This window comes from Neobacillus vireti (genome assembly GCF_036962465.1).
Lineage (GTDB): Bacteria > Bacillota > Bacilli > Bacillales > Cytobacillaceae > Neobacillus > Neobacillus vireti_B.
The window spans coordinates 32,976-57,873 of sequence record NZ_JBALNF010000037.1 but is presented as its reverse complement, the minus strand read 5'-3'; the positions used below and the strand labels follow the sequence as shown (position 1 = coordinate 57,873).

Genomic DNA, 24,898 nt, shown 5'->3' with positions numbered 1-24,898 from the left:
AGGAGCAAGCTCCTATTGATTCGCTCGACTTGCATGTATTAGGCACGCCGCCAGCGTTCGTCCTGAGCCAGGATCAAACTCTCCATGAAAGTTGATTAGCTCATTTTGTTACGTTGGCTTAGTTTCAAAGTAGAAACTAATATTATTGTTTGTTGACGTTTTTGTTTGTTTAGTTTTCAAAGAACAACCATCGCTCCGAAGCGACTTTATAAATATACCACCCATATTAAGAAAAGTCAATAATTTTTAAAATAATTTTTAGGTTTTATATAAAACTCCACTTTTGGCCATAATAAAAAGGGCACTTGTAAAGTGCCCTTTTTATTCAAAATTATTCTTCACCTTCAGGAAGGCTGCCATGTTGATCTTCATTGAGGACTGCCTCATTGCTATTATCTAAAGCATCTTCAGCTGTTTGCTCTAGTTCCTCTTCTTTTTCAACCTTTGCTACGGTTGCAACAAATTCGTTTTCACTTTCTTTTAGACTGATCAATTTAACACCTTGTGTATTCCGACCCATCTGTGAAATACCTGCAACGTCAGTCCGAATTAACACACCACCGGTTGTAATCAGCATAAGATCTTCTTCACCAGTTACAGCTCTCATGGAGACTAGGTTACCGTTTTTCTCTGTGACATGGCAGGTTTTTATCCCTTTACCACCACGGCCTTGAATCCGATACTCAGATGCAGGAGTTCGTTTTCCATAGCCATTTTTGGTTACAATTAATACATCATTATCTTCTTCAATTACTTCCATACCGACTACTTCATCATCTGGATCAAGTGTAATCCCTTTAACCCCTGTTGCCGTACGTCCCATTGATCGTACATCTGTCTCAGGAAAGTGGATTAGCATGCCTTTCTTAGTACCAATAATAATATGTTTGGTCCCATCAGTCAGACGAACAGAGATTAATTCATCTCCTTCACGCAGACTTAAGGCGATCAACCCATTGTTGCGGATATGAGCAAACGATGAAAGTGGTGAACGCTTTGAGATCCCTTCCTTCGTTGTAAAGAATAAGAACCAATCGTCCACAAATTCATCTACAGGGATAATGGCATTGATCCATTCACCTTTTTCGATGCCAAGCATATTTATAATCGGAAGCCCTTTAGCTGTCCTGCTGTATTCTGGTATCTCATAACCTTTAGAACGATATACCTTACCCTTATTAGTAAAGAATAAGATTGTATCATGGGATGAAGTAGTAATTAGATGTTCAACAAAGTCATCCTCATTCGTTCCCATTCCTTGTATACCTCGGCCGCCTCGTCTCTGCGCACGATAGGTGGACACTGGGAGCCGTTTAATATAGCCGTTGTGAGTTAATGAGATAACGATATTTTCACGTGGAATTAGATCCTCATCTTCAATATTTTCAATACCGCCCATCACAATTTCCGTCCGGCGTTTATCATTAAAACGTTCTTTAATTTCTAATAATTCTTCTCGGATAATATCAAGAATCTTTTCTTCATCGGCTAAAATTGCTTTTAGTTCAGCAATTAGCTTCATCAAACTTTGGAATTCATCCTCAATTTTTTCTCTTTCTAATCCCGTTAAACGCTGTAAACGCATATCAAGAATGGCTTGAGCCTGTTTTTCAGAAAGATTAAACTGAGTCATTAAGCCTTCACGCGCAATATCCGTTGTACGAGAGCTTCGGATCAGGGTAATGACAGCATCTAAATTATCTAGTGCAATTCTTAACCCATCTAAAATATGTGCCCGAGCCTCTGCCTTGTTTAATTCAAACAATGTTCTACGGCGAATGACCACTTTTTGGTGTTCTAAATAATAGACTAAACATTGCTTTAGGCTTAACACCTTTGGCTGCCCATCGACTAGTGCTAATGTGTTTATACCAAAACTGGTTTGCAGGGCTGTTTGTTTATATAAATTATTTAAAAGAACGTTTGAATTCGCATCTTTACGGACCTCGATGACAATTCGCATTCCGCGACGGTCGGATTCATCTCTAAGATCAGTAATTCCTTCAATCTTTTTATCCCGGGCTAACTCGGCAATTTTTTCAATTAATCTCGCTTTATTTACTTGGTATGGTAATTCATTAACGATAATGACTTCTTTACCGTTGGATTTCTGTTCAATCTCCACTTTAGCACGGATGGTAATCGATCCGCGGCCAGTTTCATAGGCTTTCCTAATTCCACTTCGGCCAATAATAATCCCGCCTGTTGGAAAGTCTGGACCTGGAATAATTTCCATTAATTCCTGGGTAGTGATTTCTGGTTCACGGCTTACTGCCAATACACCATCAATAACTTCCCCTAATTGATGTGGCGGGATATTGGTTGCCATCCCTACGGCAATTCCGGTTGTCCCGTTTACTAAAAGATTAGGGAATCGCGCCGGCAGAACAACTGGCTCTCTTTCCTCACCGTCATAGTTGTCTTGATAATCAATGGTATCTTTGTTTAAATCTCTTAATAGTTCCATGGAGATTTTAGACATTCTTGATTCTGTATAACGCATCGCAGCAGCTGCGTCACCGTCCACAGACCCAAAGTTCCCATGTCCATCTACAAGCATATAACGATAGTTAAAATCCTGTGCCATCCGAACCATGGTTTCATAAACTGCAGAATCACCATGCGGGTGATATTTACCGATAACATCCCCGACGATACGGGCCGACTTTTTATATGGTTTATCTGCATGAATGCCTAGGTCATGCATGGCGTATAAAATACGGCGATGAACTGGTTTTAACCCATCTCGAACATCTGGAAGGGCACGAGAAACAATAACACTCATCGCATAGTCAAGAAAGGATGATTTCATTTCCTGACTAATATTAATTTCACTTACTTTTGAATTGGGCGTTTCTGTCATATTACCTACCTCCCTCCGCTTTTTATATATCTAAATTCTTTACATATTGTGCGTTTTCTTCAATGAAGTTACGTCGTGGTTCTACCTTTTCACCCATTAACATATCAAAGGTTTCATCAGCTTCAATTGCATCTTCAAGACTTACTTGGAGCATACTTCTATTAGCAGGATCCATCGTTGTATCCCATAACTGTTCAGGATTCATTTCCCCTAAACCTTTATATCGTTGAATATTAGGCTTCGGTGCAGCTGGCAGCTCTGCTAATATCCGCTCAAGTTCTTTATCATTATAAGCATACTCAATTCGTTTGCCTTGTTGTACCTTATAAAGAGGCGGCTGGGCAATATAAACATAACCAGCTTCTAAAATCTTTCTCATAAAGCGGTAAAAGAACGTTAAAAGAAGGGTACGAATATGAGCACCATCCACATCGGCATCTGTCATAATGACCACTTTATGGTAACGAGCCTTGGAAATATCAAAATCTTCTCCAATTCCTGTTCCTATCGCCGTAATCATTGCTCTGACTTCATTGTTAGAAAGAATTCTATCTAAACGTGCTTTTTCGACATTAAGAATTTTTCCGCGCAGCGGCAGAATGGCTTGGAAATGACGATCACGTCCTTGTTTTGCTGATCCGCCGGCAGAGTCACCCTCTACGATGTACAATTCACTCTCTGAGGGATCCTTTGATGAACAATCCGCTAATTTTCCAGGCAAACTGGAAACCTCTAATGCACTTTTGCGGCGAGTTAACTCCCTAGCCTTCTTGGCAGCAAGTCTTGCCCTTGATGCCATCAATCCTTTATCAACGATTTTCCTTGCCACATTTGGGTTTTCTAATAAAAACTTATCAAATGTACTTGCAAAAACGGTATCAGTAATCGCTCTGACTTCGGAATTCCCAAGCTTTGTTTTTGTCTGTCCTTCAAATTGAGGATCAGGGTGTTTGATCGAAACAATCGCTGTAATCCCTTCACGTACATCCTCACCGGAAAGGTTTGGATCACTTTCCTTGAATATGCCATTTTTTCTAGCATAATCATTAATTACTCTTGTTAAAGCAGTCTTAAAACCTGATTCATGTGTACCGCCTTCATAGGTGTGAATATTATTGGCAAAAGAGTAAATATTTTCTGTATAGCCCTCGTTGTATTGGAGTGCGACCTCAACACTAATGCCGTCTTTTTCTCCTTCCATGTAGATAGGTTCTTCATGGACTACTTCTTTTGTACGATTTAAATGTTCAACATACGATTTGATACCACCCTCATAGTGATATTCATTCCGTTTATTTTCTTCACGTTTATCTTCAATCGTAATTTTTATTCCTCTGTTAAGAAAGGCAAGTTCACGTAAACGAGTAGCAAGAATATCAAATTCATACACTAATGTTTCCGTAAATATCTCACCATCTGGTTTAAAATGAGTGATCGTTCCGGTTTTGTCAGTCGTTCCAATTACCTTTAGTTCAGAAACCACGGCCCCGCGTTCAAAGATAATCTGATAGATTTTACCGTCACGATGAACATTAACTTCAAGTTCGGTAGAAAGAGCATTAACAACTGATGCACCTACACCATGCAAACCGCCGGAAACCTTATAGCCTCCGCCGCCAAACTTTCCACCAGCGTGAAGTACTGTCATGATTACTTCGACCGCAGGCCTGCCCATTTTTTCTTGAATATCAACTGGGATTCCACGGCCATTGTCCTTTACCGTGATACTATTATCTTCTTCAATAATGACATTAATTTCATCACAGTAGCCTGCCAGGGCCTCATCGATACTATTATCAACTATTTCCCAAACAAGATGATGCAGACCTTTTCCGCTTGTTGAACCAATATACATTCCCGGTCTTTTCCGTACTGCTTCAAGCCCCTCAAGAACTTGAATTTGATCAGCGCCGTATGCTCCCTCTACTGCTTTTTGTTCCAAAGTCATACTTGTTCACCTACACCTTCTGACAAAAATATCTCTAATTAAACTATAAATATAAAGATTTATATTAAAATTCATGTATACTCATTTGATTTGAACGTTTCTTTAATGTTCCTGAAGCAATGGGGGATAAATAAACCTTGTCATTTGTAATAATGACTGATTTATAGGGGTTTTTAGACAAGTTAATGACTTTTTCGCTTTGTTTATTCAAAAATTCATTCACCAATGGTGATTGATTGGCACTTTCTTTATCTAATATTGAAATAATATCTTCTGCCCTAATATTTAAATCTTCCCCGATGTGAATATACATTAACCCACCTCAATTAACCTTCTTTATGGTGCCTGACTGCACGATATAGGTTGAAGCATCTTTTAATGTCTGATGATCAATTCCTTCCACACTTGTCGTGGTGACAAATGTCTGGACTCTCCCTTGAATGGTATTGAGTAAATGGGATTGCCTGTAATCATCTAATTCGGATAAAACATCATCAAGCAAAAGAATTGGATATTCACCAATTTCATTATGAATCAATTCAATTTCAGCCAGCTTAACAGAGAGGGCCGTTGTACGTTGCTGCCCTTGGGAGCCGTATGTTTGAACATCCCTTCCATTAACGAAAAACAAAACGTCATCACGATGTGGACCAAACAAGGTAGATCCTCGTTCCATTTCCCTACTTCTCACTTTAGAAAATTTTTCCTGGAAGCTTTCTATCATTTTCGACAAATCTTGTTCTTCTAATACCTCTACAGAAGGTTTATACATAATTTCAAGTGTTTCCAAGCCTCTTGAAATACCTTGATGAATTGGCTTAGCCCAATTTTCGAGTAATCTCAGAAATTCAAATCTCTTTTTAACGACCTTTACAGCCATGTCAATAAATTGTTCGGTTAAGACCTCGAGCATGGTAGGATCGCTTTGTTTTTTGATTTGCATCATTTTTAAATAATGGTTGCGTTGTTGAAGTATTTTTTGATATTGACTCATATCATGTAAGTAAATCGGTGATACCTGACCAATTTCCATATCAATAAATCGTCTTCGTACCTGAGGGCTGCCTTTCACAATATTCAAATCCTCGGGTGCAAACATGACTACATTTAAGTTTCCAACATATTGGCTTAACTTTTGCTGTTCAATATGGTTCAGCTTTGCCTTTTTTCCTTTTTTTGAAATCACCAGCTGCAAGGGCAGGGAGCTGTGCTGCTTTTGAACCCTTCCCTCTATTTTAGCATACTCCTGGTCCCAGCGAATAAGTTCTTTATCATTAGACGTTCGGTGCGACTTGGCCATTGCTAACACATAGATGGATTCCATTACATTGGTTTTCCCTTGTGCATTTTCTCCCAAAATAACATTTACCTTATTTTCAAACTCGACGAATAACTCGTCATAGTTCCGATAATCTTTAAGTGCTAATTTTTCTATATACATGGCAACAACATCCTTTAGCTACTCGCTAATTACAAAATCACCAAAGCCGGCTATCTGGACTTTGTCACCAACGCGAAGCTTTCTCCCTCTTCTTTGGTCTTGCTCACCATTGATAAATATTTCATGCTCGCTTAAAAACCATTTGGCCATACCGCCTGTTTGGATTACATCCGCCAGCTTCAAAAATTGCCCTAATGTAATATACTCGGTATCCAATTTAATTTTTTCAGGCATCTTTTCATCCTCATTTCTAAAAATGGTCCCAATACTTTATTTTACTAAAAAAATTAGTCGGACACAAAGGAAACTAGAAAAAAATAAAAGTAAACGGTTTAAGACTGCAGTGAAGTCACGCAGTAAACTGGACTTGGCACATAAAGAAGCCACCAGTGATATGGTGGCTTATAGGTTGTAGACTGCTTTTTTTAGTAGGTTCTAACTGGCAAAATAAGCTGCAAAATCGTTTCGTCGTGAAGCGGACGAATAACAAACGGACGCATTGCACCGGTAAAGCTTACCTTAATTTCCGTTCCCTCTAATGCCTTTAGTGCATCCATCATATATTTTGCACTAAATGAGATCTTCAACTCTTCTCCGTCTATCGATTGGCTCTGGATTTCTTCAACTACCTTTCCAATTTCGGGGGTATTCGATGATATTTCAATTGTTCCACCCTCAATGGTAGACAGTTTAACAACATTATTTCTACCTTCGCGAGCTAAAAGGGATGCACGGTCAATCGCTTGTAGAAACTCTTTGGTATTAACTGTTACATCTGTTTTACTTTCATCAGGAATCAATCTTGATGTATCCGGATAATTCCCTTCCAATAATCTTGAGAAGAATAATAAGTGTTTCGCTTTAAATAAGATTTGATTTTCTGTGATCACAATGTCAATTAATTCATTCGAATCAGCAATAATTTTACTCAATTCATTTAAGCTTTTCCCAGGAATGACCACATTGTAGTTTTCGTGACTTTCTGATTCTATTTTAGCTTTTCGTAAAGCAAGACGATGGCTGTCTGTTGCAATACAGGTTAGTTCTTCATTTTCAATCCGCCAGTTTACACCTGTCAAGATGGGGCGTGTTTCTGAGGTGGACACCGCAAAGTGTGTTTGACGAATCATTGCTTTTAAAAGATCGGTCGCAATGTGAAATTTGTTGTTTTCCTCGACTTGAGGAAGATGTGGATATTCTTCTGCATCTAGACCGTTCAGATTAAATTCAGACTTTCCAGAGCGAATAACGGTTTGTAATGATCCTAGAACTTCTATTTCGACCGTATCGGTAGGAAGTTTTTTAACAATTTCACTGAAAAATTTGGCTTGAAGGACAATAGCACCTGGTTGTTTAATTTCCACAATTTCATTTCCATCATCTTCTTTAGGAATAAATGATTCAATTGATATGTCTGAATCACTGCCGGTTAATGTAACTCCTTCAGTTGAAGCTGTTATTTTAATCCCCGTTAAAATCGGTATGGTCGTTCTAGAAGTGACAGCTTTCATTACATCTTGAACACTTTGAACTAAGTGGTCGCGCTGGATGATAAATTTCATCACTTTTAATCCTCCGTATTATGCATATTTTTATTGCTGTTACATATAATATTATTTTTTAAAAAAATAGTAGAAGTACTAGTAGGCCCTGTTAGTATGTGGATAACTGCTATTTTTTAATAGAAACACAGCCTATCCACATGTGGACAGACTGTGTATAGATAACAAGAAGTTATTCACAGTTTAAACAAAAAAAATTAACTATATTTTTAAAAGCTCATGTAATTCCTTCATTTGTTTTTGAAACATAGAATCTGTTTGAAGGAGCTTTGAGATTTTTTCATGTGCATGAATGACGGTTGTATGATCACGTCCGCCAAATTCTTCCCCTATTTTTGGCAAGGAATAATCGGTTAATTCACGTGATAAGTACATTGCAATCTGCCGTGGAAAGGCAACAGACTTTGTACGCTTTTTTGCTTTGAAGTCCTCTAGTTTAATACTATAATGCTCCCCCACAACCTTTTGAATCTCATGAATGGTAATCACTTTTGGCTTTGAACTAGGAATGATATCTTTTAACGCCTCGGCTGCAAGATCTGCATTAATATCTTTATTGATTAAAGACGAATAAGCCACTACGCGAATGAGCGCACCCTCAAGCTCACGGATGTTCGAATCGATCTGATTAGCAATGTATAGCATAACTTCATTGGGAATATCTAATCCTTCTGCCTTTGCTTTTTTCCGGAGAATCGCTATTCTCGTCTCTAAATCAGGCGGAGTGATATCCGTAATCAAGCCCCACTCAAATCGCGAACGGAGCCGGTCTTCCAATGTGGGAATTTCCCTTGGCGGGCGATCACTCGAAATGATGATTTGTTTGCTTTCCTCATGCAGGGCATTAAAGGTATGGAAAAATTCTTCTTGGGTTGATTCTTTTCCGGCCAAGAACTGAATATCATCAATAAGTAAGATATCGACATTTCGATATTTATTGCGGAAACTCTCTGCTTTATTGTCACGAATCGAGTTAATAAATTCATTCGTAAATTTTTCAGATGATAGGTAAACTACCTTTGCAGCTGGATTATGATCTAAAACATAATGGCCAATTGCATGCATTAAGTGCGTTTTTCCGAGTCCCACTCCCCCATAAATAAATAGGGGATTATAAGCTTTAGCTGGTGCTTCTGCTACTGCAAGTGACGCTGCATGGGCAAATCGATTTCCTGAACCGATAACAAAGGTATCAAAAGTATACTTTTGATTTAAGATCCCCTGCGGAAACTCGGCATGGTCATCATCTTTTTTAACCTTTTTAGGCGGAAGCTGGACGTCATTTTCAGCTTCATTTTGATTTTGCGGAATAATAAATTTTACAGATAGCTCTTCACCGGTTATTTCATAAAGGATCCCCGAGATTAACTGAGAATAACGCTCTTCTAGCCAGTCTCTTGCAAATTCATTAGGAGCGGTAATCACCAGGAGATTGCCTTGTAAGGAATGGGCTTTTGTAGATTTAAGCCAGGTATCAAAGCTTGGCTTGCTTATCTTTTTCTCGATATTGGCCAGCGCTGCATTCCAAAGATCCGCAATATTTTCCAACTAGTATCCCTCCTTTTTCTTTTATAAAAACTATTTATCATAACAGACACTCTCTCTATTACTGTCTAACTCCAAACTAATATTTATTTACGGCTATTGTTCCGTGAAAAAACAGGTTATACCGGCAGTACAACCTATTAATTTATAAATATACAAAACAGTGATTGTGGAAAAACTTATAATAAGGAAGTAAAGTGGAGTTTCGACAATATCCACCGCTTGTGGACAAGTTTTTACAGAATGCTAGGATAAACTATCCACATGTTATCCACAAATTGTGGATAACACTTTTCTGTTGATGAAGTTATTCAGAGTGAAAACACAAATATAATAACAAATAATTGCCTTAGGTGCAATGCTTTTTCGTAGTTTATCCACAACTGTAACATTCTGTGTGTAAAATTTGTCCACAAGCTGATGGTTTGTGTAAAACCTGTCAATATCATGTGTGGATAATAAAAAATATGTCGAAATTTTATCCACAGCACAGAAAAGTGGAGGCGCCTTGATCAGGGGCGACAGGCACGGTTAGGGAGATTGAATCACTCAGCATCTTACCGATAGAATTTCTTGTAAGCTAAGAAGTCATACCGAGAAATTATGGAAATAGCGAATAATCTTTAGAGAGATGTTGACAATTGCGAGTAGACGTCTTTATAATAAGTAGGACTGTCAATTAAGATTTAAATTTGATAGCTATTCCTCAGGGAGGTGTCATATATGAAAAGAACATATCAACCAAATAAACGTAAACATAGTAAAGTTCACGGATTCCGCAGTCGCATGAGCTCAGCAAACGGACGTAAGGTTCTTGCTCGCCGTCGTCAAAAAGGAAGAAAAGTATTATCAGCTTAGACCACTGAAACGTCTCAGTGGTCTTTTTTTCAATTGTAGTGGAAGCGCTATTAGAAAAAGCTGCACGCCTTGATCAGGGGCCGCGAGCCCCAAGGTGCTGCAACTGGACAATTCCCATAGTATAAACCTAGATAAAGGAGTTTTTTTTATGAAAAAAGAATTCCGAGTAAAAAAGAATAACGATTTTCAAGCAGCCTTTAAGAACGGCCGGTCGTTTGCAAACCGGCAATTTGTAGTCTATTCATTAGAAAAAGAGGAACAAGACTTTTTTCGAATTGGATTGTCTGTAAGTAAAAAGCTTGGAAATGCTGTTACTAGAAACAGAATTAAACGTTATGTAAGGCAATCTGTCATGGAAATGCAGGATCAACTTTCCAAAGGGAATGATTATGTGATCATCGCCAGGAAACCTGTTGCTGAAATGGACTTTTTTGAAGTGAAGAAGAGTCTTACCCATGTGCTAAAGGTTGGAAAAGTATTGAAGAAAAACTAACCATTCTAAAAAATAGTTTTAATAAACCAAAAACAGTAAAGACATCCACTCCATATAAATGCTAAAATGAAAGCAAAAGTTGAGAATTACTGTCGGGTTAAATCTGTAGGATAAAAGCAATTACATATCAAAAATTATTTTACTTAATATAGGTAAGGAGGAAATTTTGGTTGAAAAAACGAATATTACTTTCGTTCGGCGTCCTTTCTGTATTCTTATTTTTAACTGGCTGCAGTGAAATTAAAAAGCCAATTACATCAGAAAGCACAGGTTTTTGGAATCAATATATTGTTTATCCGTTATCTTGGGTGATAAAAGAGGGAGCGCACCTGCTTGGGGGAAGCTATGGATTATCCCTAATCGTGGTAACTATTCTCATTCGTTTAGTGCTTCTCCCGCTTATGGTCAAACAAACAAGGAGCTCAAAGGCTATGCAAGCTTTGCAGCCTGAAATGAAGGCTCTTCGTGAAAAATATAGCTCTAAAGACCAAAAAACACAGCAAAAGCTTCAGCAGGAAACAATGGCACTCTTTCAAAAGCACGGGGTCAATCCAATGGCCGGATGTTTTCCATTAATCGTGCAAATGCCGATACTGATCGGCTTTTATCATGCTATCTCTAGAACAAGAGAAATTGCCTCCGATAGTTTTTTATGGTTTGATCTGGGAGAAAAAGACCCTTATTATATCTTGCCGATTGTAGCAGGTATTACGACCTTTATTCAGCAAAAAATGATGATGGCAGGACAAGAACAAAATCCACAAATGGCCATGATGGTCTGGATGATGCCTATTATGATTATTTTCTTTGCATTTAGTTTCCCTGCAGCTCTTTCATTGTATTGGGTTGTCGGAAATATATTTATGATTGTTCAAACTTATTTTATTAAAGGACCGGACTTAAGGGCGCAGGCCACCGGTAATGCGGGAGGAGCAAAAAAGTGAAACAGATAACTGCTACAGGACAAACTGTCGAAGAAGCAGTAGAATCAGCTTTAGCTCAATTAAATACCACCAAAGACCGCGCAGATGTAGATATAATCGATGAAGGCAAAAAAGGGATCTTCGGAATTTTTGGATCAAGGCCTGCTGTTGTCAAAGTAACGGTTATTCCTGATCCAATTGAAGAGGCGAAGAAGTTTTTAGAACAAGTTAGTGAACAAATGGGTGCACCGGCAAAAATTGAAATTATACGAGATGGTAAGCAAGTGACCTTTGTGATGACGGGCGAAAAGATTGCTCTATTAATAGGAAAAAGAGGTCAAACCCTAAATTCACTTCAATATTTGACTCAGTTGGTCATTAACCGTTTTTCGAATCAATATTTGAATGTGATTTTGGACGCTGAAGATTACCGGAACCGAAGAAGTGAAACACTCATTCAGTTAGCCCATCGTCTTGCCGGTAAGGCTGTCAAGACAGGAAAAGATGTGGCCTTAGAACCAATGCCTTCGTATGAGCGTAAAGTCATTCATAGTGCTTTATCTGATAATAAACGTGTTAAAACATTTTCTGACGGATCTGAACCACATCGATTTATCGTTATCACACCAGTAAGAAGATAACTAGCAGCAGAAAAGCAGCTGATATATCGGACACTCTACCAAGTAGAGTGTTTTTTTTATGTTTCATTTTAAAAAATGGCTGTGTTAATGGTAATGGTTGAATTTTAGCATGTTGATTGGAGCAGAAATCAACATTCAAGATTAACAAGTCTAAAAAATAAGACTGTTGATAACTTTTGTAGAACAACAAAATGCAGGCACGAGTTTCAGCTTATTGTTATTCACATGTTGATAAGTTAAAATAATATAAGGACATCACAAGACTGTGGATAAGTAAGAAGGTCAAAGTGGTTTACTTTTTTAACAGAAAATGATGTGGTATTCTATTTTTTTGGATATAAAATTTACGATCATATATAGATTGAGCTTTTATTTGTGAGGTGAAGTAAATGGAATACGATACAATTGCGGCAATATCAACACCGATGGGGGAGGGCGCTATTGCCATTGTGCGCTTGAGTGGTGATAAGGCGATTCCGATTGCGGATAAGTTGTTTAAAGGAATCGGAGGAAAAAAGCTTATCGATGTTTCCAGCCATACGATTCACTATGGGCACTTGCTGGATCCGAAAAATGGCGATGTCATTGAAGAAGTCATGGTTTCGGTAATGAAGGGACCAAAAACCTTTACTAAAGAGGATGTAGTTGAAATTAATTGCCATGGTGGAATTGTTTCTGTCAATCGAGTGCTGCAGCAGGTATTAAAAGTTGGAGCAAGATTGGCTGAACCAGGAGAGTTTACCAAACGGGCTTTTTTAAATGGACGAATTGACTTATCACAGGCTGAGGCTGTGATGGATTTAATTCGAGCAAAAACAGACAGGGCGATGAATGTTGCTCTAGGGCAAATGGAAGGCCGTCTTTCTAAACTAATTCGAACATTAAGGCAAGAAATTTTAGAGGTTTTAGCCCATGTGGAAGTAAATATCGATTATCCGGAATATGATGATGTCGAAGAAATGACACATAAAATGCTTTTAGAAAAGGCTCATTTTGTACGGGAAGAAATCCAAAAATTGCTGAAAACTTCGGAGCAGGGAAAAATATTACGAGAAGGTTTGTCAACCGTCATAGTCGGCAGGCCCAATGTCGGGAAATCCTCCCTATTAAATAGCCTCGTTCATGAGAATAAAGCGATTGTTACGGATATCCCAGGGACAACCCGGGATGTGATTGAGGAGTATGTGAATGTCCGGGGTGTTCCACTTCGATTATTAGATACTGCAGGAATTAGGGAAACAGAAGATATTGTTGAGCGGATTGGTGTGGAACGTTCTCGTCAAGTTCTAAAAGAGGCGGATCTGATTTTACTTGTGTTGAATTATTCTGATCAATTGACCGTAGAAGATGAAAATCTATTTGAAGTGGTCAAGGGAATGGATGTTATTGTTATAGTGAACAAAACAGACTTGCCACAGAAAATTGATTTGGAGCGGGTTCAGAAATTAGCTAAAGAGCATAAATTGGTGACCACCTCATTGTTGGAGGAACGAGGCGTTGATGATCTTGAAGAAGCAATTTCTTCTTTGTTTTTTTCAGGGACAATTGAAGCAGGAGATATCACCTATGTTTCAAACACTCGTCATATTGCGGTGTTGAATCAGAGTCTTCAAACAATAGAAGATGCGATTGAAGGGGTTGAAATGGGCGTTCCCATTGATATTGTCCAAATCGATATGACTCGGACATGGGAGCTGCTTGGTGAAATCATTGGTGATAGTGTTCATGAAAGTCTGATTGACCAACTGTTCTCACAATTTTGTTTAGGAAAATAAAGCTCTGGAAAAGGCATTCGTTTTGCTAATGCCTATTCTGGACAGGATAATAAAAAAGCATTAGCTCTCGCAGGGAGCTAGGAGAAGCAAGTTTCCGTAATGGTACGGAAAAGGAGGAAACACATGCAATACGAAGCAGGAAATTATGACGTCATTGTCGTTGGTGCAGGACATGCCGGCTGTGAGGCCGGACTTGCGGCCGCACGACTTGGTGCTAAAACTTTAATGATTACGATTAACCTAGATATGGTGGCATTTATGCCATGTAACCCATCTGTTGGCGGGCCGGCTAAGGGAATTGTCGTACGTGAGATTGATGCCCTTGGTGGCGAAATGGGCAAAAATATTGATAAAACCTATATCCAGATGAGAATGTTAAACACCGGCAAGGGACCGGCAGTAAGAGCCTTAAGGGCACAGGCCGATAAATTTGCCTATCAGCATGAAATGAAAAAAACACTCGAAGAAGAGCCTAATTTAACGCTCCTTCAAGGTATGGTTGAACAATTGATGGTTGAAGATGGAGTAGTTAATGGGGTTATTTCAAAGACAGGTGCAATTTACCGTGCTAAGACAGTAGTTATCACAACAGGCACCTATTTGCGTGGGGAGGTTATCCTAGGCGAATTGAAATATTCAAGCGGGCCTAATAATCAGCAGCCATCGATTAGATTGTCTGAGCATTTAGAAGAGCTTGGTTTTGAATTGGTCCGTTTTAAGACAGGTACACCGCCAAGAGTAAACAGTAATACGATCGATTATAGCAAGACGGAAATACAACCAGGAGATGAGGTTCCAAGAGCCTTTTCCTATGAAACAACAAAGTATATTACCGATCAGCTGCCATGCTGGTTAACTTATACAAATGATCAAACACATCAAATTATTGATAACAATCTTCATCGTTCCCCCATGTTTTCCGGCATGATTAAGGGAACGGGTCCAAGGTACTGTCCATCCATCGAAGATAAGGTAGTGCGTTTTAATGACAAGCCGCGCCATCAAATCTTTTTGGAGCCGGAAGGAAAAAATACTCAGGAAGTCTATGTGCAGGGAATGTCAACAAGCCTTCCTGAAGATGTACAGCTGCAGATCCTTAAAACGGTTCCTGGATTAGAAAATGCCCAGATGATGAGGGCTGGGTATGCAATTGAATATGATGCAATTGTCCCAACACAGTTATGGCCTACATTAGAAACTAAAGTTGTCAAAAACTTATATACCGCCGGCCAAATTAATGGCACAAGCGGTTATGAAGAGGCTGCTGGTCAAGGAATCATGGCAGGGATTAACGCAGGGCTAAATGCTTTGGGCAAAGAGCAATTAATTCTGAGCCGCTCCGATGCTTATATTGGGGTATTAATTGATGATTTAATTACAAAGGGGACTAATGAACCATATCGGCTGCTAACCTCACGTGCGGAATACCGCTTATTACTGCGGCATGATAATGCCGACCTGCGTTTGACAGAAATTGGCCATCAAATTGGCCTGATTCGTGATGATCGTTATGAGAAATTTGTAGTCAAGAAAGAAGCAATTGAAGCAGAGAAGGACCGATTACAGTCGATTATTTTAAAGCCATCTGCTGAAGTCCAAGAGTTGATTCGCAGTATCGGCGGCAGTGAGCTCAAAGATGGTATTCGTGCTTCTGATTTATTAAAGCGGCCAGAAATGACATATAAGTTATTAGAAAAAGTAACTAGCAGCGACCTTCCTTTGGATGATGAAATGAAAGAACAAGTAGAAATTCAAATTAAATACGAAGGTTATATTGATAAATCGTTGCAGCAGGTAGAACGGCTTAAAAAAATGGAAAACAAACGGATTCCTGAAAATATCGATTACGATGCTATAAATGGTCTCGCAACAGAGGCAAAACAAAAGCTTAAACAAATTAAACCTGTCTCCCTTGCCCAGGCATCCCGTATTTCCGGAGTGAATCCAGCAGATATCTCCATCCTGCTTGTTTATCTTGAACAAGGGCGAATTGCCAAAGTTTCAAATGAATGAAAATAAGTAAACCGCGAAAGGAGCTCTTAGCTCATAGAGCTCCTTTCGCGGCATGCTAGATAGTTAGTGAGGAAGATTTGTTAATGAATATCGAACAATTTACAGCGAACCTCCAGGAAAAGGGGATTACCCTTTCTGAAAAACAGCTTGACCAGTTTGAAACCTATTTTACAACCTTGGTTGAGTGGAATGAAAAAATGAACCTAACAGCCATCACAGAAAAAACAGATGTGTATTTAAAGCATTTTTATGACTCAATCACAGCTTCCTTCTATTTTGATTTTACGAAACCCTTTCATTTATGCGATGTTGGTGCCGGGGCTGGTTTTCCAAGTATTCCGTTGAAAATTGTTTACCCGCATATCGAAGTGACAATTGTAGATTCATTGAACAAACGGATTTCCTTTTTAAACCATCTTGCAAATGTTTTACATTTGGAAAATATCCATTTTGTTCATGATCGCGCCGAAACCTTTGGGGTGAATCCTGCTTATCGGGAAAGTTTTGATGTCGTGACAGCACGAGCTGTGGCTCGATTGTCAGTGTTAAGCGAGTTTTGTATTCCGCTGGCAAAAGTGGGCGGGCATTTTCTTGCAATGAAGGCCCTGCATGCTAAGGAAGAATTAGATGCTGGCCAAAAGGCGATAACTACGCTTGGAGGCAAGGTTGAAAAGGTCCATACATTTACACTGCCAATGGAAGATAGTGAACGAACCATTTTGATTATAAAAAAAGAAAAACAGACGCCAAAGAAGTACCCGCGCAAACCAGGTACGCCAGGAAAGACGCCGATTGAATAAGCTAAAACCACGTCTGCTGGTTTTCGTCTAAAAGTACATTACAATTTTATAAAAGTAGGATCCCAGGCAGGAAGAAATTATTTGCATATAGAATAAGTAATAGGGAGTTTCTTAAAGGTGGTGTTGGGGATGAAGAGTTCATTTACACGCTTTTTTGGCCTCGGCGAAAAGGGAGAGCAAGAGGTTGAGCAGGAGCTGCATATAGAACGAAACGAAGAAATCAAGAAAATACCGATTAACCAAATAATTCCGAACCGATTCCAGCCACGGACGGTATTTGATGAAGAGAAAATTGAAGAGTTATCACGTACGATTCATATACATGGTATTATTCAGCCAATAGTGGTCCGGGAGTTTGCAGCCAATAAATATGAGATCATTGCCGGAGAGCGGCGTTGGCGGGCGATGAAAAAGCTAGGCTGGACCGAAGCACCGGCAATTGTTAAAAATCTTTCGGATACAGAAACGGCATCTGTAGCCCTGATTGAAAATTTACAACGTGAGGAATTATCTCCAATTGAGGAAGCTATTGCATACGGTAAACTGCTTGAATTGCACAACTTAACGCAGGAGGCATTAGCACAGCGGCTTGGAAAAGGTCAATCCACTGTCGCTAATAAGCTGCGCCTGCTTAAATTACCACAGCCTGTTCAGGATGCCTTATTAAGTAAAGTCATTACTGAGCGCCATGCCCGTGCCTTAATTCCACTTAAGGATCCGGAAAAACAAGTGACCTTATTAGCTGAAGTAATGGAGAGAAACTTAAATGTAAAGCAAACGGAGGAACGTGTTGTCCGCTTGCTTGAACAAAAAAATCAACAGCCAAAGCCAAAGCGAAAGGCTTTTAGTAAGGATATGAGAATTGCCGTTAATACCATTCGGCAATCACTTTCCATGGTATCGGACAGCGGGATAAACCTGGACTCTGAGGAAGAGGAATTTGACGAATTTTATCAGTTTACAATCCGCATTCCGAAAAAAAGTAAATAAATCAAGAATGAAGAACTAGACAGAACGATGTTTGGTTCTTCTTTTTTTGTGTTCTAGGAAATTATAGATTTACTACTTGTGGATAACTTTTTACAGGGTTAGATACGTCCAGCTCAAGCGCCTAGCCCCTCGATGTTCTACAGCCAATCCGCCCAAAAGGTTAAAGAGCAACCTTTCAGCAGCTCGTCTTATGCTTATCGGGGGCTAACCAAGGCGCTTGCGCTTTTTTTTCTTGGAAGATCCCTCTTAGCTTATTTGTTCACTAGTGGAAAAAATAAGCTAAATCTACTAGTGGAATTTTTTTAGGAAACAAACCAACTCCAATTGAAATCATGTTAAAATAAAGGAATGGAAATTTCACTTTCTTTTCCGTTATTGAGATAATTAATATATTTGATAGAATGCTAGATTTACTAATTATAAATTTTAGGTAGGTGACAACGTGGGGAAAATCCTTTCAATCGCAAACCAAAAAGGTGGAGTCGGAAAAACGACAACCTCTGTCAACCTAGGTGCCTGCTTAGCATACATAGGGAAACGGGTCTTACTAGTAGATATTGATCCGCAGGGAAATGCAACTAGCGGAGTTGGTATTGAAAAGGCTGAAGTTGAACAGTGTATATATGATGTTTTAGTAGATGATGTAGAAGCAAAGGATGTCATTAAAGCAACCTCTGTTGAAAATTTGTATGCTATTCCGGCTACTATTCAACTGGCAGGAGCTGAAATTGAGTTGGTTCCAACTATTTCAAGAGAAGTTCGTTTAAAACGTGCTCTTGGGGAAGTGAAAGATCAGTTTGATTACATTATCATCGATTGCCCGCCATCATTAGGACTATTAACATTAAATGCACTAACTGCTTCGGATGCGGTATTAATCCCGGTACAATGTGAGTACTATGCATTAGAAGGTCTTAGTCAATTATTAAATACAGTTAGACTCGTCCAAAAACATTTAAATCAAGATTTGAAAATTGAGGGCGTGCTGCTAACGATGCTTGATGCAAGAACCAATCTTGGGCTTCAAGTAATTGAAGAAGTAAAAAAATACTTTCAAGATAAAGTATATAAAACCATTATTCCAAGAAATGTACGTCTAAGTGAAGCACCCAGCCATGGGGAACCAATCATTACTTATGATGCTAAATCCCGGGGGGCTGAAGTTTATTTAGATTTAGCGAAGGAAGTGGTCTCAAATGGCTAAAGGTTTAGGAAAAGGATTGAATGCCTTCTTTAATGAAGTAAGCAAAGAAGAAACAGTCCAAGAAATTAAACTGAAAGAGCTTCGTCCAAACCCATATCAGCCACGGAAAACCTTCCAGCAAGAAACCATTGACGAACTAAGAGATTCCATCATAGAACATGGGATTCTGCAGCCGATTGTGGTCCGCAAAAGTATTAGGGGCTATGAAATTGTAGTCGGCGAACGACGCTTTCGTGCTGCCAAGGAAGCAAAGCTTGAAACGATTCCTGCTGTTGTCCGTGAACTCACCGAGCAGCAAATGATGGAACTAGCTGTCCTAGAAAACCTGCAAAGAGAAGATTTAAACCCGATAGAAGAGGGACAAGCTTATCAAACCTTAATAGAAAAGTTAAAGCTTACACAGGAAGAGGTAGCTAAGCGTCTAGGAAAAAGCCGGCCGCATGTAGCTAATCATATCCGTCTGCTCTCCCTCCCTCCTAAAATTCAAGAACTTATTTCAAGCGGGAGTATTTCAATGGGGCATGGCCGTGCATTACTAGGACTCCGACAGAAAGCAAAGCTGCCTGTTTTAGTGGACAAGGTAATCAAGGAAGGACTGAATGTCCGTCAACTAGAAAAGTTAATCCAGCAAATAAACGAGAATGTTTCACGTGAAACAAAAAAGCCAGAAAAGAAAAAGGATGTATTTGTGCAGCAGCGCGAACATTCTCTTCGTGAACGGTTTGGAACAACGGTAAATATCGTTCAAAAGAAAAATAAAGGAAAAATTGAAATTGAATTTTTCTCACAAGAGGATTTAGAGCGAATCTTAGAAATGCTTGACCAAGAGGAATAAGAAAAGCGGAAGCGCCTTGACCAGGGGCGACAGGCATAAGACGAGCCTTTTTGACGGATTGGCTTATGACCCCGAGCCCCTAGGCGCTGTAGCTGGACAATTCTTAAAGTCAATTTTTTATAGTTCTGTTAAAAGACTCGCCACTCAGCGGGTTTTTCTTTGTTAAAAAATCTTCCAATTCATTCGTGGACATGATAGGTTATAACTATTATTTCGAGAGGCGAAGAAGGAGAAAAAGTATGTTTTTATTAGGAACACTTGTTAATGGTCTGTTAATCGTTATTGGTACTCTTCTTGGTAAATGGTTAAACCGGATACCAGATGGAATGAAAATGACCGTCATGTACGCAATCGGACTGTCCGTTATGGTTTTAGGCTTACAAATGGGCTTGAAAAGTGAAAACTTTCTAATCGTGATTATTAGCTTAGTTGTAGGCGCTGTTGCCGGTGAGCTATTAAGGTTAGAGGATAAATTAAATGATTTAGGCGGCTGGCTTGAACGCAGGGTAGGTTCGAATGGAAAAGGAAGTATTTCTGAAGGGTTTGTGACGGCAACCTTAATCTTTGTCATTGGGGCAATGGCCATTATTGGTGCTCTTGATAGCGGTATTCGCGGCGATCATGATGTATTATATACTAAATCATTAATTGATGGTTTTACGGCGTTAATATTAACAACAACACTTGGAATTGGTGTGATTTTCTCAGCCATCCCTGTTGTCCTCTATGAAGGATTGATTGCTTTATTCGCTACACAAATTGATCGCTTTGTTCCAAAAGAATTAATGGATCAATTTATTGTTGAAATGACAGCAACGGGCGGTGTGATGATTTTTGCCATCGGTCTGAACCTTACCGGTATAGTAAAAATTAAAGTAGCAAATCTACTGCCGGGAATTGTAGTCACAGGGATCATCGTAACCATTCTCTATAGCTATCATCATTTTTTTTAATAAGGCAAAAGAGCAATCGACACCTAATCGATTGCTCTTTTAATTTGTCTTTTCTTCCTCTACCCAGTCTAATTCGGTCCAATTTTGATTTGGGTAAAGCAGGCTGGCTTGAACAATTCCCGATGCAATCGTCTTAGCCATTTTCATTACAAGATTCAACCTTGTATTTTGTAATACAAAGAATTCCATAAACCCGCTGACATTGACAATGCCAGTAATATGAATGTCACCGACTGCGGGTAGTTCCTTGTTAACCCCTGCTCCTGGTTTGACTGGTCCATTCCCTATTTGGATGACACCGACATTTTTAATCCGCCCTAAGCAGGCATCAATCCCAATTATGTATGGATTGGCGTGAATGGCTGTAATTTCACGCAGTTTGTCTGCCAGATTAACGGCATGGATAGGCTCATCTAAAGTTCCGTAAACGTAAAATGATTGGAGTTCTTTTTCCTCCAGAAGGCTCCCGACTAGCGGTCCTAATGAATCCCCTGTGGAGCGGTCAGTTCCAATACAAACAAATACAATGGGACGTCTAGTGATACTAGGGATATTTAGGAGTAATTCGCGGGCAAGCTGTTCAGCAGCATCAGACTCATCATGTACGATGCTTGCCTTGCCCCTTCTATCAAAAAGGCTAGTCTTCAAATTCATTCCGTCCACTCCCTAACACATAATCATTCATTGAAAAAGTCAGCTCGTTATGGGGCTGTTATCCGTGTTTTTAATCAGTATACGGAAAATTTTGAAAATCTATACATTGGAAAGGGAAAAAATGCAAATTCATAATGCTATTATCTAAAAAGAAAACTTGTTAAAATAGAATGGGTACAGAGGGTTAGAGGAAGGTGTTATATGAGTATTACACAAAGAGGAATACAAAAGCTTATCGATAAATATCAAAATGAAGACACCTGGTTGAATATCGGAGAAGGCTTGCTTAAAATAATTGTCATCATGGTTATTGCCAATATTTTAATTCGACTCGGCAAATTGGCCATTCATAACATTTTTAAAATTAGAAACCTTTCTCCATTGAACACATCTGAACGAAGGGAAGCTACACTTTCTAAGCTGCTTGACAATATGCTTACCTACGTCGTTTACTTTATTGCCTTTATGATGGTCCTATCCGTACTGGGAATTGATGTGAAAGCACTGATTGCAGGAGCTGGAGTCGTTGGTTTAGCAGTCGGTTTTGGCGCTCAGAGCTTGGTGAAGGATGTTATTTCTGGATTCTTTATTATTTTTGAGGATCAGTTTTCTGTGGGTGACCATGTCCGGATTGGACAATTTGAAGGAAACGTTCAGGCAATTGGATTAAGAACGACCAAATTAAAGAGCTGGACTGGAGAAGTTCATATTCTCCCTAATGGAGGTATTGCAGAGGTAACAAACTTTTCACTTAATAACAGCTTAGCGATCATTGATGTTGGCATCGCGTATGAAGAAGACCTTGATAAAGCTGAAAGGGTTATTAGGGAATTACTTGATAAGCTGCCGGAAAGATATGAAGAACTGGTTAAAGAACCTGATTATCTTGGAATTCAAAATTTTGGGCCATCAGAGGTGACATTAAGAATTGTCGCTGAAACACTGCCAATGCAGCATGCCGCAGTCTCAAGAAAAATTCGCAAAGATATTAAACTTTCTTTAGATGAGCATGGAATTGAAATTCCGTATCCACGGATGGTCATGTATGCGAAAGATAATGGTAATATGAAAGAACCAAGTGTTTAAGGGGGACAAACAGATGGAAGAAAAAGAATTTGCCCTAAATGACGTTGTAGAGATGAAGAAACAACATCCATGTGGCACCAACCGCTGGAAAATTATTCGGATGGGAATGGATGTCCGGATAAAATGTGAAGGCTGCGGTCATAGTGTTTTGATCCCAAGAAGAGAGTTTTCCAGGAAAATGAAAAAAATTTTAGTAAAGCATGAAGGATAATTTTTCATGCTTCTTTTTTTATTCAGCTCTATTATGCTGATGAATAAATAGAAACAGTATGACGGGGGTGGCGATGATGGTGGAAATACGAAAGGCGGCATGTCCGTTAAACTGCTGGGATAGCTGTGGTTTTCAGGTAACGATTGACGATGGCAAGGTTGTCAAAGTGGAGGGTGACCCGGCACATCCTATCACTAGAGGGAAAATATGCGGGCGCGGGCGGATGCTGGAGAAAAGGACTAACGATTCACAGCGGTTGCTATCCCCATTAAAAAAGATAAATGGCGAATTTGTAGAAATTTCATGGGAGCAGGCCCTTGATGAAATTGCAGCGAAGTTTCTAGAAATAAAACAAACAGTTGGGACCACTGCTGTACTGCACAGCCATGACTATGCCAATAATGGGATTTTAAAAAACTTAGACCAGCGCTTTTTTAATTGTTATGGCGGGGTAACGCAAGTTTATGGCTCTCTCTGCTGGGGAGCAGGGATTGAGGCCCAAAAGTGGGATTTCGGCAATGCCTACAGCCATGGACCCGATGATATTGTAAACAGCAAAAACATTATTATTTGGGGCCGAAATATTGCCAGAACCAATATGCATTTATATGAAAGATTGCTAGAAGCAAAAAAGCAAGGTGCTAAGTTATATGTGATTGATCCGCTTTTTAATGCGACGGCCAAACAAGCAGATGAATTTATTACGGTAAAACCGGGAATGGACGGAATATTGGCTGCCGGTATTATGAAAGAAATACTCCGGCTGGGACTAGAGGATCGGGATTTTATTGATCAGGCCACACACGGGTTCGAAGATTTACTAGTGCTTCTCGGTAGTATTACTCTAGAAAAGATCAGTGAAATGACGGAAGTGGCAACGGAGGTTATCACGCAATTAGCTCATGTATATAGTGACAGACCAACTGCCACTTTTATGGGGTTAGGAATGCAGCGGTATGAGAACGGTGGAAATACCATTCGTTTGATTGATGCGCTTGCAGCCATCAGTGGAAATATTGGCATACCTGGAGGAGGGGCCAACTATGCTAATCTCCAGGTCGGTCAAAGTTTTGCTTTTGATGAACTAACCCTTCCTTATCGTAAACAAGAGAGTCGCCAATTTTCAATAATGAAACAGGCGGAGGAGATTTTAAAAGCTGCCGATCCAGCAATAGAAATGATTGTGGTGACATGCGGTAACCCACTTACACAGGTTCCGGATAGTAGAATAGTTGAACAGGCCTTCTCTTCTGTACCAACCGTTGTGGTGCTGGAGCAATTTATGACGGATACCGCATTAGTAGCGGATTATATTTTGCCAACGACAACTGCTTTTGAAGAAAAAGATTTTTATTATTCTTCTATGTATCATCATTATGTAAATTACGGCCCAAAACTTGTTTCGGCCCCTGGTGAGGCAAAAGCCGATTTATGGATTTGGACACAGCTGGCAGCAAGACTTGGCTTCGGTGAGGATTTTGCCTTTACGCGAGATGAATGGTTAAGGATGACCTTAAAGCCGCTGGAGGATTCGGGTATTACTCTTGAAAAATTAAAAGAGCAGCACACAATGGAACTTCCAGTTGAAAAGGTGCCATGGCATAAACGTAAATTTCAGACCCCCTCTGGGAAATTTGAATTTACTTCTCGAAAAGGTCAACAAAAAGGTAATGATGGATTGTTAACGTTAGCCGTCCCGGATGAGTCCAAATGGAACAATCCTTTGCGTGCCAAAGACTTTCCCTATCAGCTGCTGACCATCCATCCCATGCGTTCAAACCATTCCCAAAATTATCACCTTTTAGGTGACAACCTTAAACTTAAAGTAGAGATTGCCGTTAATATTGCCGAAGACAAAGGATTAGTAAATGGTGATTTTGTAAGAGTGTGGAATGACCGCGGCGAAGTGAAGGGGTATATATCAGTATTAGTGAGGGCACATCCTAACACGATTAATATTGATGAAGGCATCTGGAAGAGGTTTGGCGGTTCTGTTAACCAACTGACCTCAAGCCGGGAATCAGATAATGGTATGGGCAGTACCCTTTACGATTGTCTAGTAAATCTCGAAAAGTGGGAATTCAACTAACGGCTGTGAAAAAA

At 39.5% G+C, this 24,898-nt stretch carries 22 protein-coding genes and 1 rRNA gene; 14 read left to right on the top strand and 9 right to left on the bottom strand.

The features are described 5' to 3' along the window. The 8 genes from V7077_RS17095 to dnaA form a co-directional block, all read right to left on the bottom strand. Positions 1–89: ribosomal RNA gene (locus V7077_RS17095) — 16S ribosomal RNA — on the bottom strand; the annotation flags it as partial. Between the two features lie 242 nt (positions 90–331). After that, positions 332–2,863 carry a DNA gyrase subunit A gene (gyrA, locus tag V7077_RS17090; RefSeq protein WP_335504076.1) on the bottom strand — a complete coding sequence of 844 codons (2,532 nt, stop codon included), beginning with the start codon at positions 2,861–2,863 and terminating at the stop codon, positions 332–334. A gap of 22 nt (positions 2,864–2,885) precedes the next feature. Next, positions 2,886–4,811 carry a DNA topoisomerase (ATP-hydrolyzing) subunit B gene (gyrB, locus tag V7077_RS17085; RefSeq protein ID WP_420489665.1) on the bottom strand — a complete coding sequence of 642 codons (1,926 nt, stop codon included), beginning with the start codon at positions 4,809–4,811 and terminating at the stop codon, positions 2,886–2,888. Between the two features lie 64 nt (positions 4,812–4,875). Continuing rightward, positions 4,876–5,124: an extracellular matrix regulator RemB gene (gene remB / locus V7077_RS17080; protein ID WP_335504074.1), complete on the bottom strand. Its 249-nt coding sequence runs from the start codon at positions 5,122–5,124 to the stop codon at positions 4,876–4,878. Positions 5,125–5,133: 9 nt separating this feature from the next. Beyond that, on the bottom strand, positions 5,134–6,252 hold the full coding sequence (recF, locus tag V7077_RS17075; RefSeq protein ID WP_335504072.1) for a DNA replication/repair protein RecF: 1,119 nt from the start codon (positions 6,250–6,252) through the stop codon (positions 5,134–5,136). A gap of 18 nt (positions 6,253–6,270) precedes the next feature. Further along, a complete protein-coding gene (yaaA, locus tag V7077_RS17070; RefSeq protein ID WP_335504070.1) occupies positions 6,271–6,486 on the bottom strand; it encodes a S4 domain-containing protein YaaA in 216 nt (71 codons plus the stop codon). A 191-nt stretch (positions 6,487–6,677) separates the two neighbouring features. Continuing rightward, entirely contained in the window at positions 6,678–7,814 is a 1,137-nt protein-coding gene (gene dnaN / locus V7077_RS17065) for a DNA polymerase III subunit beta (protein WP_335504080.1), read from the bottom strand. A 201-nt stretch (positions 7,815–8,015) separates the two neighbouring features. Beyond that, positions 8,016–9,362 carry a chromosomal replication initiator protein DnaA gene (gene dnaA, locus V7077_RS17060; RefSeq protein ID WP_335504069.1) on the bottom strand — a complete coding sequence of 449 codons (1,347 nt, stop codon included), beginning with the start codon at positions 9,360–9,362 and terminating at the stop codon, positions 8,016–8,018. Between the two features lie 720 nt (positions 9,363–10,082). On the opposite strand from dnaA, the gene rpmH reads away from it, so the two are divergent. The 11 genes from rpmH (at position 10,083) to V7077_RS17005 (ending at position 20,844) form a co-directional block, all read left to right on the top strand. Continuing rightward, positions 10,083–10,217, top strand: a complete 135-nt coding sequence (gene rpmH / locus V7077_RS17055) for a 50S ribosomal protein L34 (protein WP_063255153.1) — start codon at positions 10,083–10,085, stop codon at positions 10,215–10,217. 148 nt (positions 10,218–10,365) lie between these two features. Continuing rightward, the gene (gene rnpA / locus V7077_RS17050; RefSeq protein ID WP_335504068.1) at positions 10,366–10,710 is read left to right on the top strand and encodes a ribonuclease P protein component; all 345 of its coding nucleotides are present in this window, start codon (positions 10,366–10,368) and stop codon (positions 10,708–10,710) included. Between the two features lie 170 nt (positions 10,711–10,880). Continuing rightward, a complete protein-coding gene (gene spoIIIJ / locus V7077_RS17045) occupies positions 10,881–11,654 on the top strand; it encodes a YidC family membrane integrase SpoIIIJ (RefSeq protein ID WP_335504066.1) in 774 nt (257 codons plus the stop codon). Continuing rightward, positions 11,651–12,274, top strand: coding sequence for an RNA-binding cell elongation regulator Jag/EloR (gene jag / locus V7077_RS17040; RefSeq protein ID WP_335504064.1), 624 nt, complete (start codon positions 11,651–11,653; stop codon positions 12,272–12,274). Before spoIIIJ ends, jag begins: the two co-directional genes overlap by 4 nt. A 389-nt stretch (positions 12,275–12,663) precedes the next feature. After that, entirely contained in the window at positions 12,664–14,049 is a 1,386-nt protein-coding gene (gene mnmE / locus V7077_RS17035) for a tRNA uridine-5-carboxymethylaminomethyl(34) synthesis GTPase MnmE (protein ID WP_335504062.1), read from the top strand. A 123-nt stretch (positions 14,050–14,172) separates the two neighbouring features. Beyond that, positions 14,173–16,062, top strand: a complete 1,890-nt coding sequence (mnmG, locus tag V7077_RS17030; RefSeq protein ID WP_335504060.1) for a tRNA uridine-5-carboxymethylaminomethyl(34) synthesis enzyme MnmG — start codon at positions 14,173–14,175, stop codon at positions 16,060–16,062. A gap of 83 nt (positions 16,063–16,145) precedes the next feature. Next, the gene (gene rsmG, locus V7077_RS17025) at positions 16,146–16,862 is read left to right on the top strand and encodes a 16S rRNA (guanine(527)-N(7))-methyltransferase RsmG (RefSeq protein ID WP_335504058.1); all 717 of its coding nucleotides are present in this window, start codon (positions 16,146–16,148) and stop codon (positions 16,860–16,862) included. 129 nt (positions 16,863–16,991) lie between these two features. Next, the gene (gene noc, locus V7077_RS17020; RefSeq protein WP_335504056.1) at positions 16,992–17,852 is read left to right on the top strand and encodes a nucleoid occlusion protein; all 861 of its coding nucleotides are present in this window, start codon (positions 16,992–16,994) and stop codon (positions 17,850–17,852) included. 442 nt (positions 17,853–18,294) lie between these two features. Next, positions 18,295–19,056 (top strand): ParA family protein, encoded by a 762-nt coding sequence (locus tag V7077_RS17015; protein WP_101650089.1) that lies wholly within the window; start codon positions 18,295–18,297, stop codon positions 19,054–19,056. Beyond that, complete coding sequence (locus V7077_RS17010; protein WP_335504054.1) at positions 19,049–19,891, top strand: ParB/RepB/Spo0J family partition protein; 843 nt, start codon at positions 19,049–19,051, stop codon at positions 19,889–19,891. Before V7077_RS17015 ends, V7077_RS17010 begins: the two co-directional genes overlap by 8 nt. Before the next feature lie 239 nt (positions 19,892–20,130). After that, positions 20,131–20,844: a DUF554 domain-containing protein gene (locus tag V7077_RS17005; protein WP_335504052.1), complete on the top strand. Its 714-nt coding sequence runs from the start codon at positions 20,131–20,133 to the stop codon at positions 20,842–20,844. 39 nt (positions 20,845–20,883) lie between these two features. Here the strand turns inward: V7077_RS17005 and yyaC are convergent, their stop codons facing one another. Further along, a complete protein-coding gene (yyaC, locus tag V7077_RS17000; protein WP_335504050.1) occupies positions 20,884–21,498 on the bottom strand; it encodes a spore protease YyaC in 615 nt (204 codons plus the stop codon). Between the two features lie 201 nt (positions 21,499–21,699). Here yyaC and V7077_RS16995 point away from each other — a divergent pair, with 201 nt between their 5' ends. The 3 genes from V7077_RS16995 (at position 21,700) to V7077_RS16985 (ending at position 24,884) form a co-directional block, all read left to right on the top strand. Further along, complete coding sequence (locus tag V7077_RS16995; protein ID WP_335504048.1) at positions 21,700–22,584, top strand: mechanosensitive ion channel family protein; 885 nt, start codon at positions 21,700–21,702, stop codon at positions 22,582–22,584. A 13-nt stretch (positions 22,585–22,597) separates the two neighbouring features. Then, positions 22,598–22,795: a DUF951 domain-containing protein gene (locus V7077_RS16990; RefSeq protein WP_098530218.1), complete on the top strand. Its 198-nt coding sequence runs from the start codon at positions 22,598–22,600 to the stop codon at positions 22,793–22,795. A 76-nt stretch (positions 22,796–22,871) separates the two neighbouring features. Beyond that, entirely contained in the window at positions 22,872–24,884 is a 2,013-nt protein-coding gene (locus V7077_RS16985; RefSeq protein ID WP_335504078.1) for a molybdopterin-dependent oxidoreductase, read from the top strand. Positions 24,885–24,898 lie beyond the last annotated feature (14 nt).

Excerpts from the sequence above, each read along its gene's own strand:
- gyrA (WP_335504076.1), bottom strand. The coding sequence starts at position 2,863 with ATGACAGAAACGCCCAATTCAAAAGTAAGTGAAATTAATATTAGTCAG.
- gyrB (WP_420489665.1), bottom strand. The coding sequence starts at position 4,811 with ATGACTTTGGAACAAAAAGCAGTAGAGGGAGCATACGGCGCTGATCAA.
- remB (WP_335504074.1), bottom strand. The coding sequence starts at position 5,124 with ATGTATATTCACATCGGGGAAGATTTAAATATTAGGGCAGAAGATATT.
- recF (WP_335504072.1), bottom strand. The coding sequence starts at position 6,252 with ATGTATATAGAAAAATTAGCACTTAAAGATTATCGGAACTATGACGAG.
- yaaA (WP_335504070.1), bottom strand. The coding sequence starts at position 6,486 with ATGCCTGAAAAAATTAAATTGGATACCGAGTATATTACATTAGGGCAA.
- dnaN (WP_335504080.1), bottom strand. The coding sequence starts at position 7,814 with ATGAAATTTATCATCCAGCGCGACCACTTAGTTCAAAGTGTTCAAGAT.
- rpmH (WP_063255153.1), top strand. The coding sequence starts at position 10,083 with ATGAAAAGAACATATCAACCAAATAAACGTAAACATAGTAAAGTTCAC.
- rnpA (WP_335504068.1), top strand. The coding sequence starts at position 10,366 with ATGAAAAAAGAATTCCGAGTAAAAAAGAATAACGATTTTCAAGCAGCC.
- mnmE (WP_335504062.1), top strand. The coding sequence starts at position 12,664 with ATGGAATACGATACAATTGCGGCAATATCAACACCGATGGGGGAGGGC.
- mnmG (WP_335504060.1), top strand. The coding sequence starts at position 14,173 with ATGCAATACGAAGCAGGAAATTATGACGTCATTGTCGTTGGTGCAGGA.
- rsmG (WP_335504058.1), top strand. The coding sequence starts at position 16,146 with ATGAATATCGAACAATTTACAGCGAACCTCCAGGAAAAGGGGATTACC.
- noc (WP_335504056.1), top strand. The coding sequence starts at position 16,992 with ATGAAGAGTTCATTTACACGCTTTTTTGGCCTCGGCGAAAAGGGAGAG.
- V7077_RS17010 (WP_335504054.1), top strand. The coding sequence starts at position 19,049 with ATGGCTAAAGGTTTAGGAAAAGGATTGAATGCCTTCTTTAATGAAGTA.
- V7077_RS17005 (WP_335504052.1), top strand. The coding sequence starts at position 20,131 with ATGTTTTTATTAGGAACACTTGTTAATGGTCTGTTAATCGTTATTGGT.
- yyaC (WP_335504050.1), bottom strand. The coding sequence starts at position 21,498 with ATGAATTTGAAGACTAGCCTTTTTGATAGAAGGGGCAAGGCAAGCATC.
- V7077_RS16995 (WP_335504048.1), top strand. The coding sequence starts at position 21,700 with ATGAGTATTACACAAAGAGGAATACAAAAGCTTATCGATAAATATCAA.
- V7077_RS16990 (WP_098530218.1), top strand. The coding sequence starts at position 22,598 with ATGGAAGAAAAAGAATTTGCCCTAAATGACGTTGTAGAGATGAAGAAA.
- V7077_RS16985 (WP_335504078.1), top strand. The coding sequence starts at position 22,872 with ATGGTGGAAATACGAAAGGCGGCATGTCCGTTAAACTGCTGGGATAGC.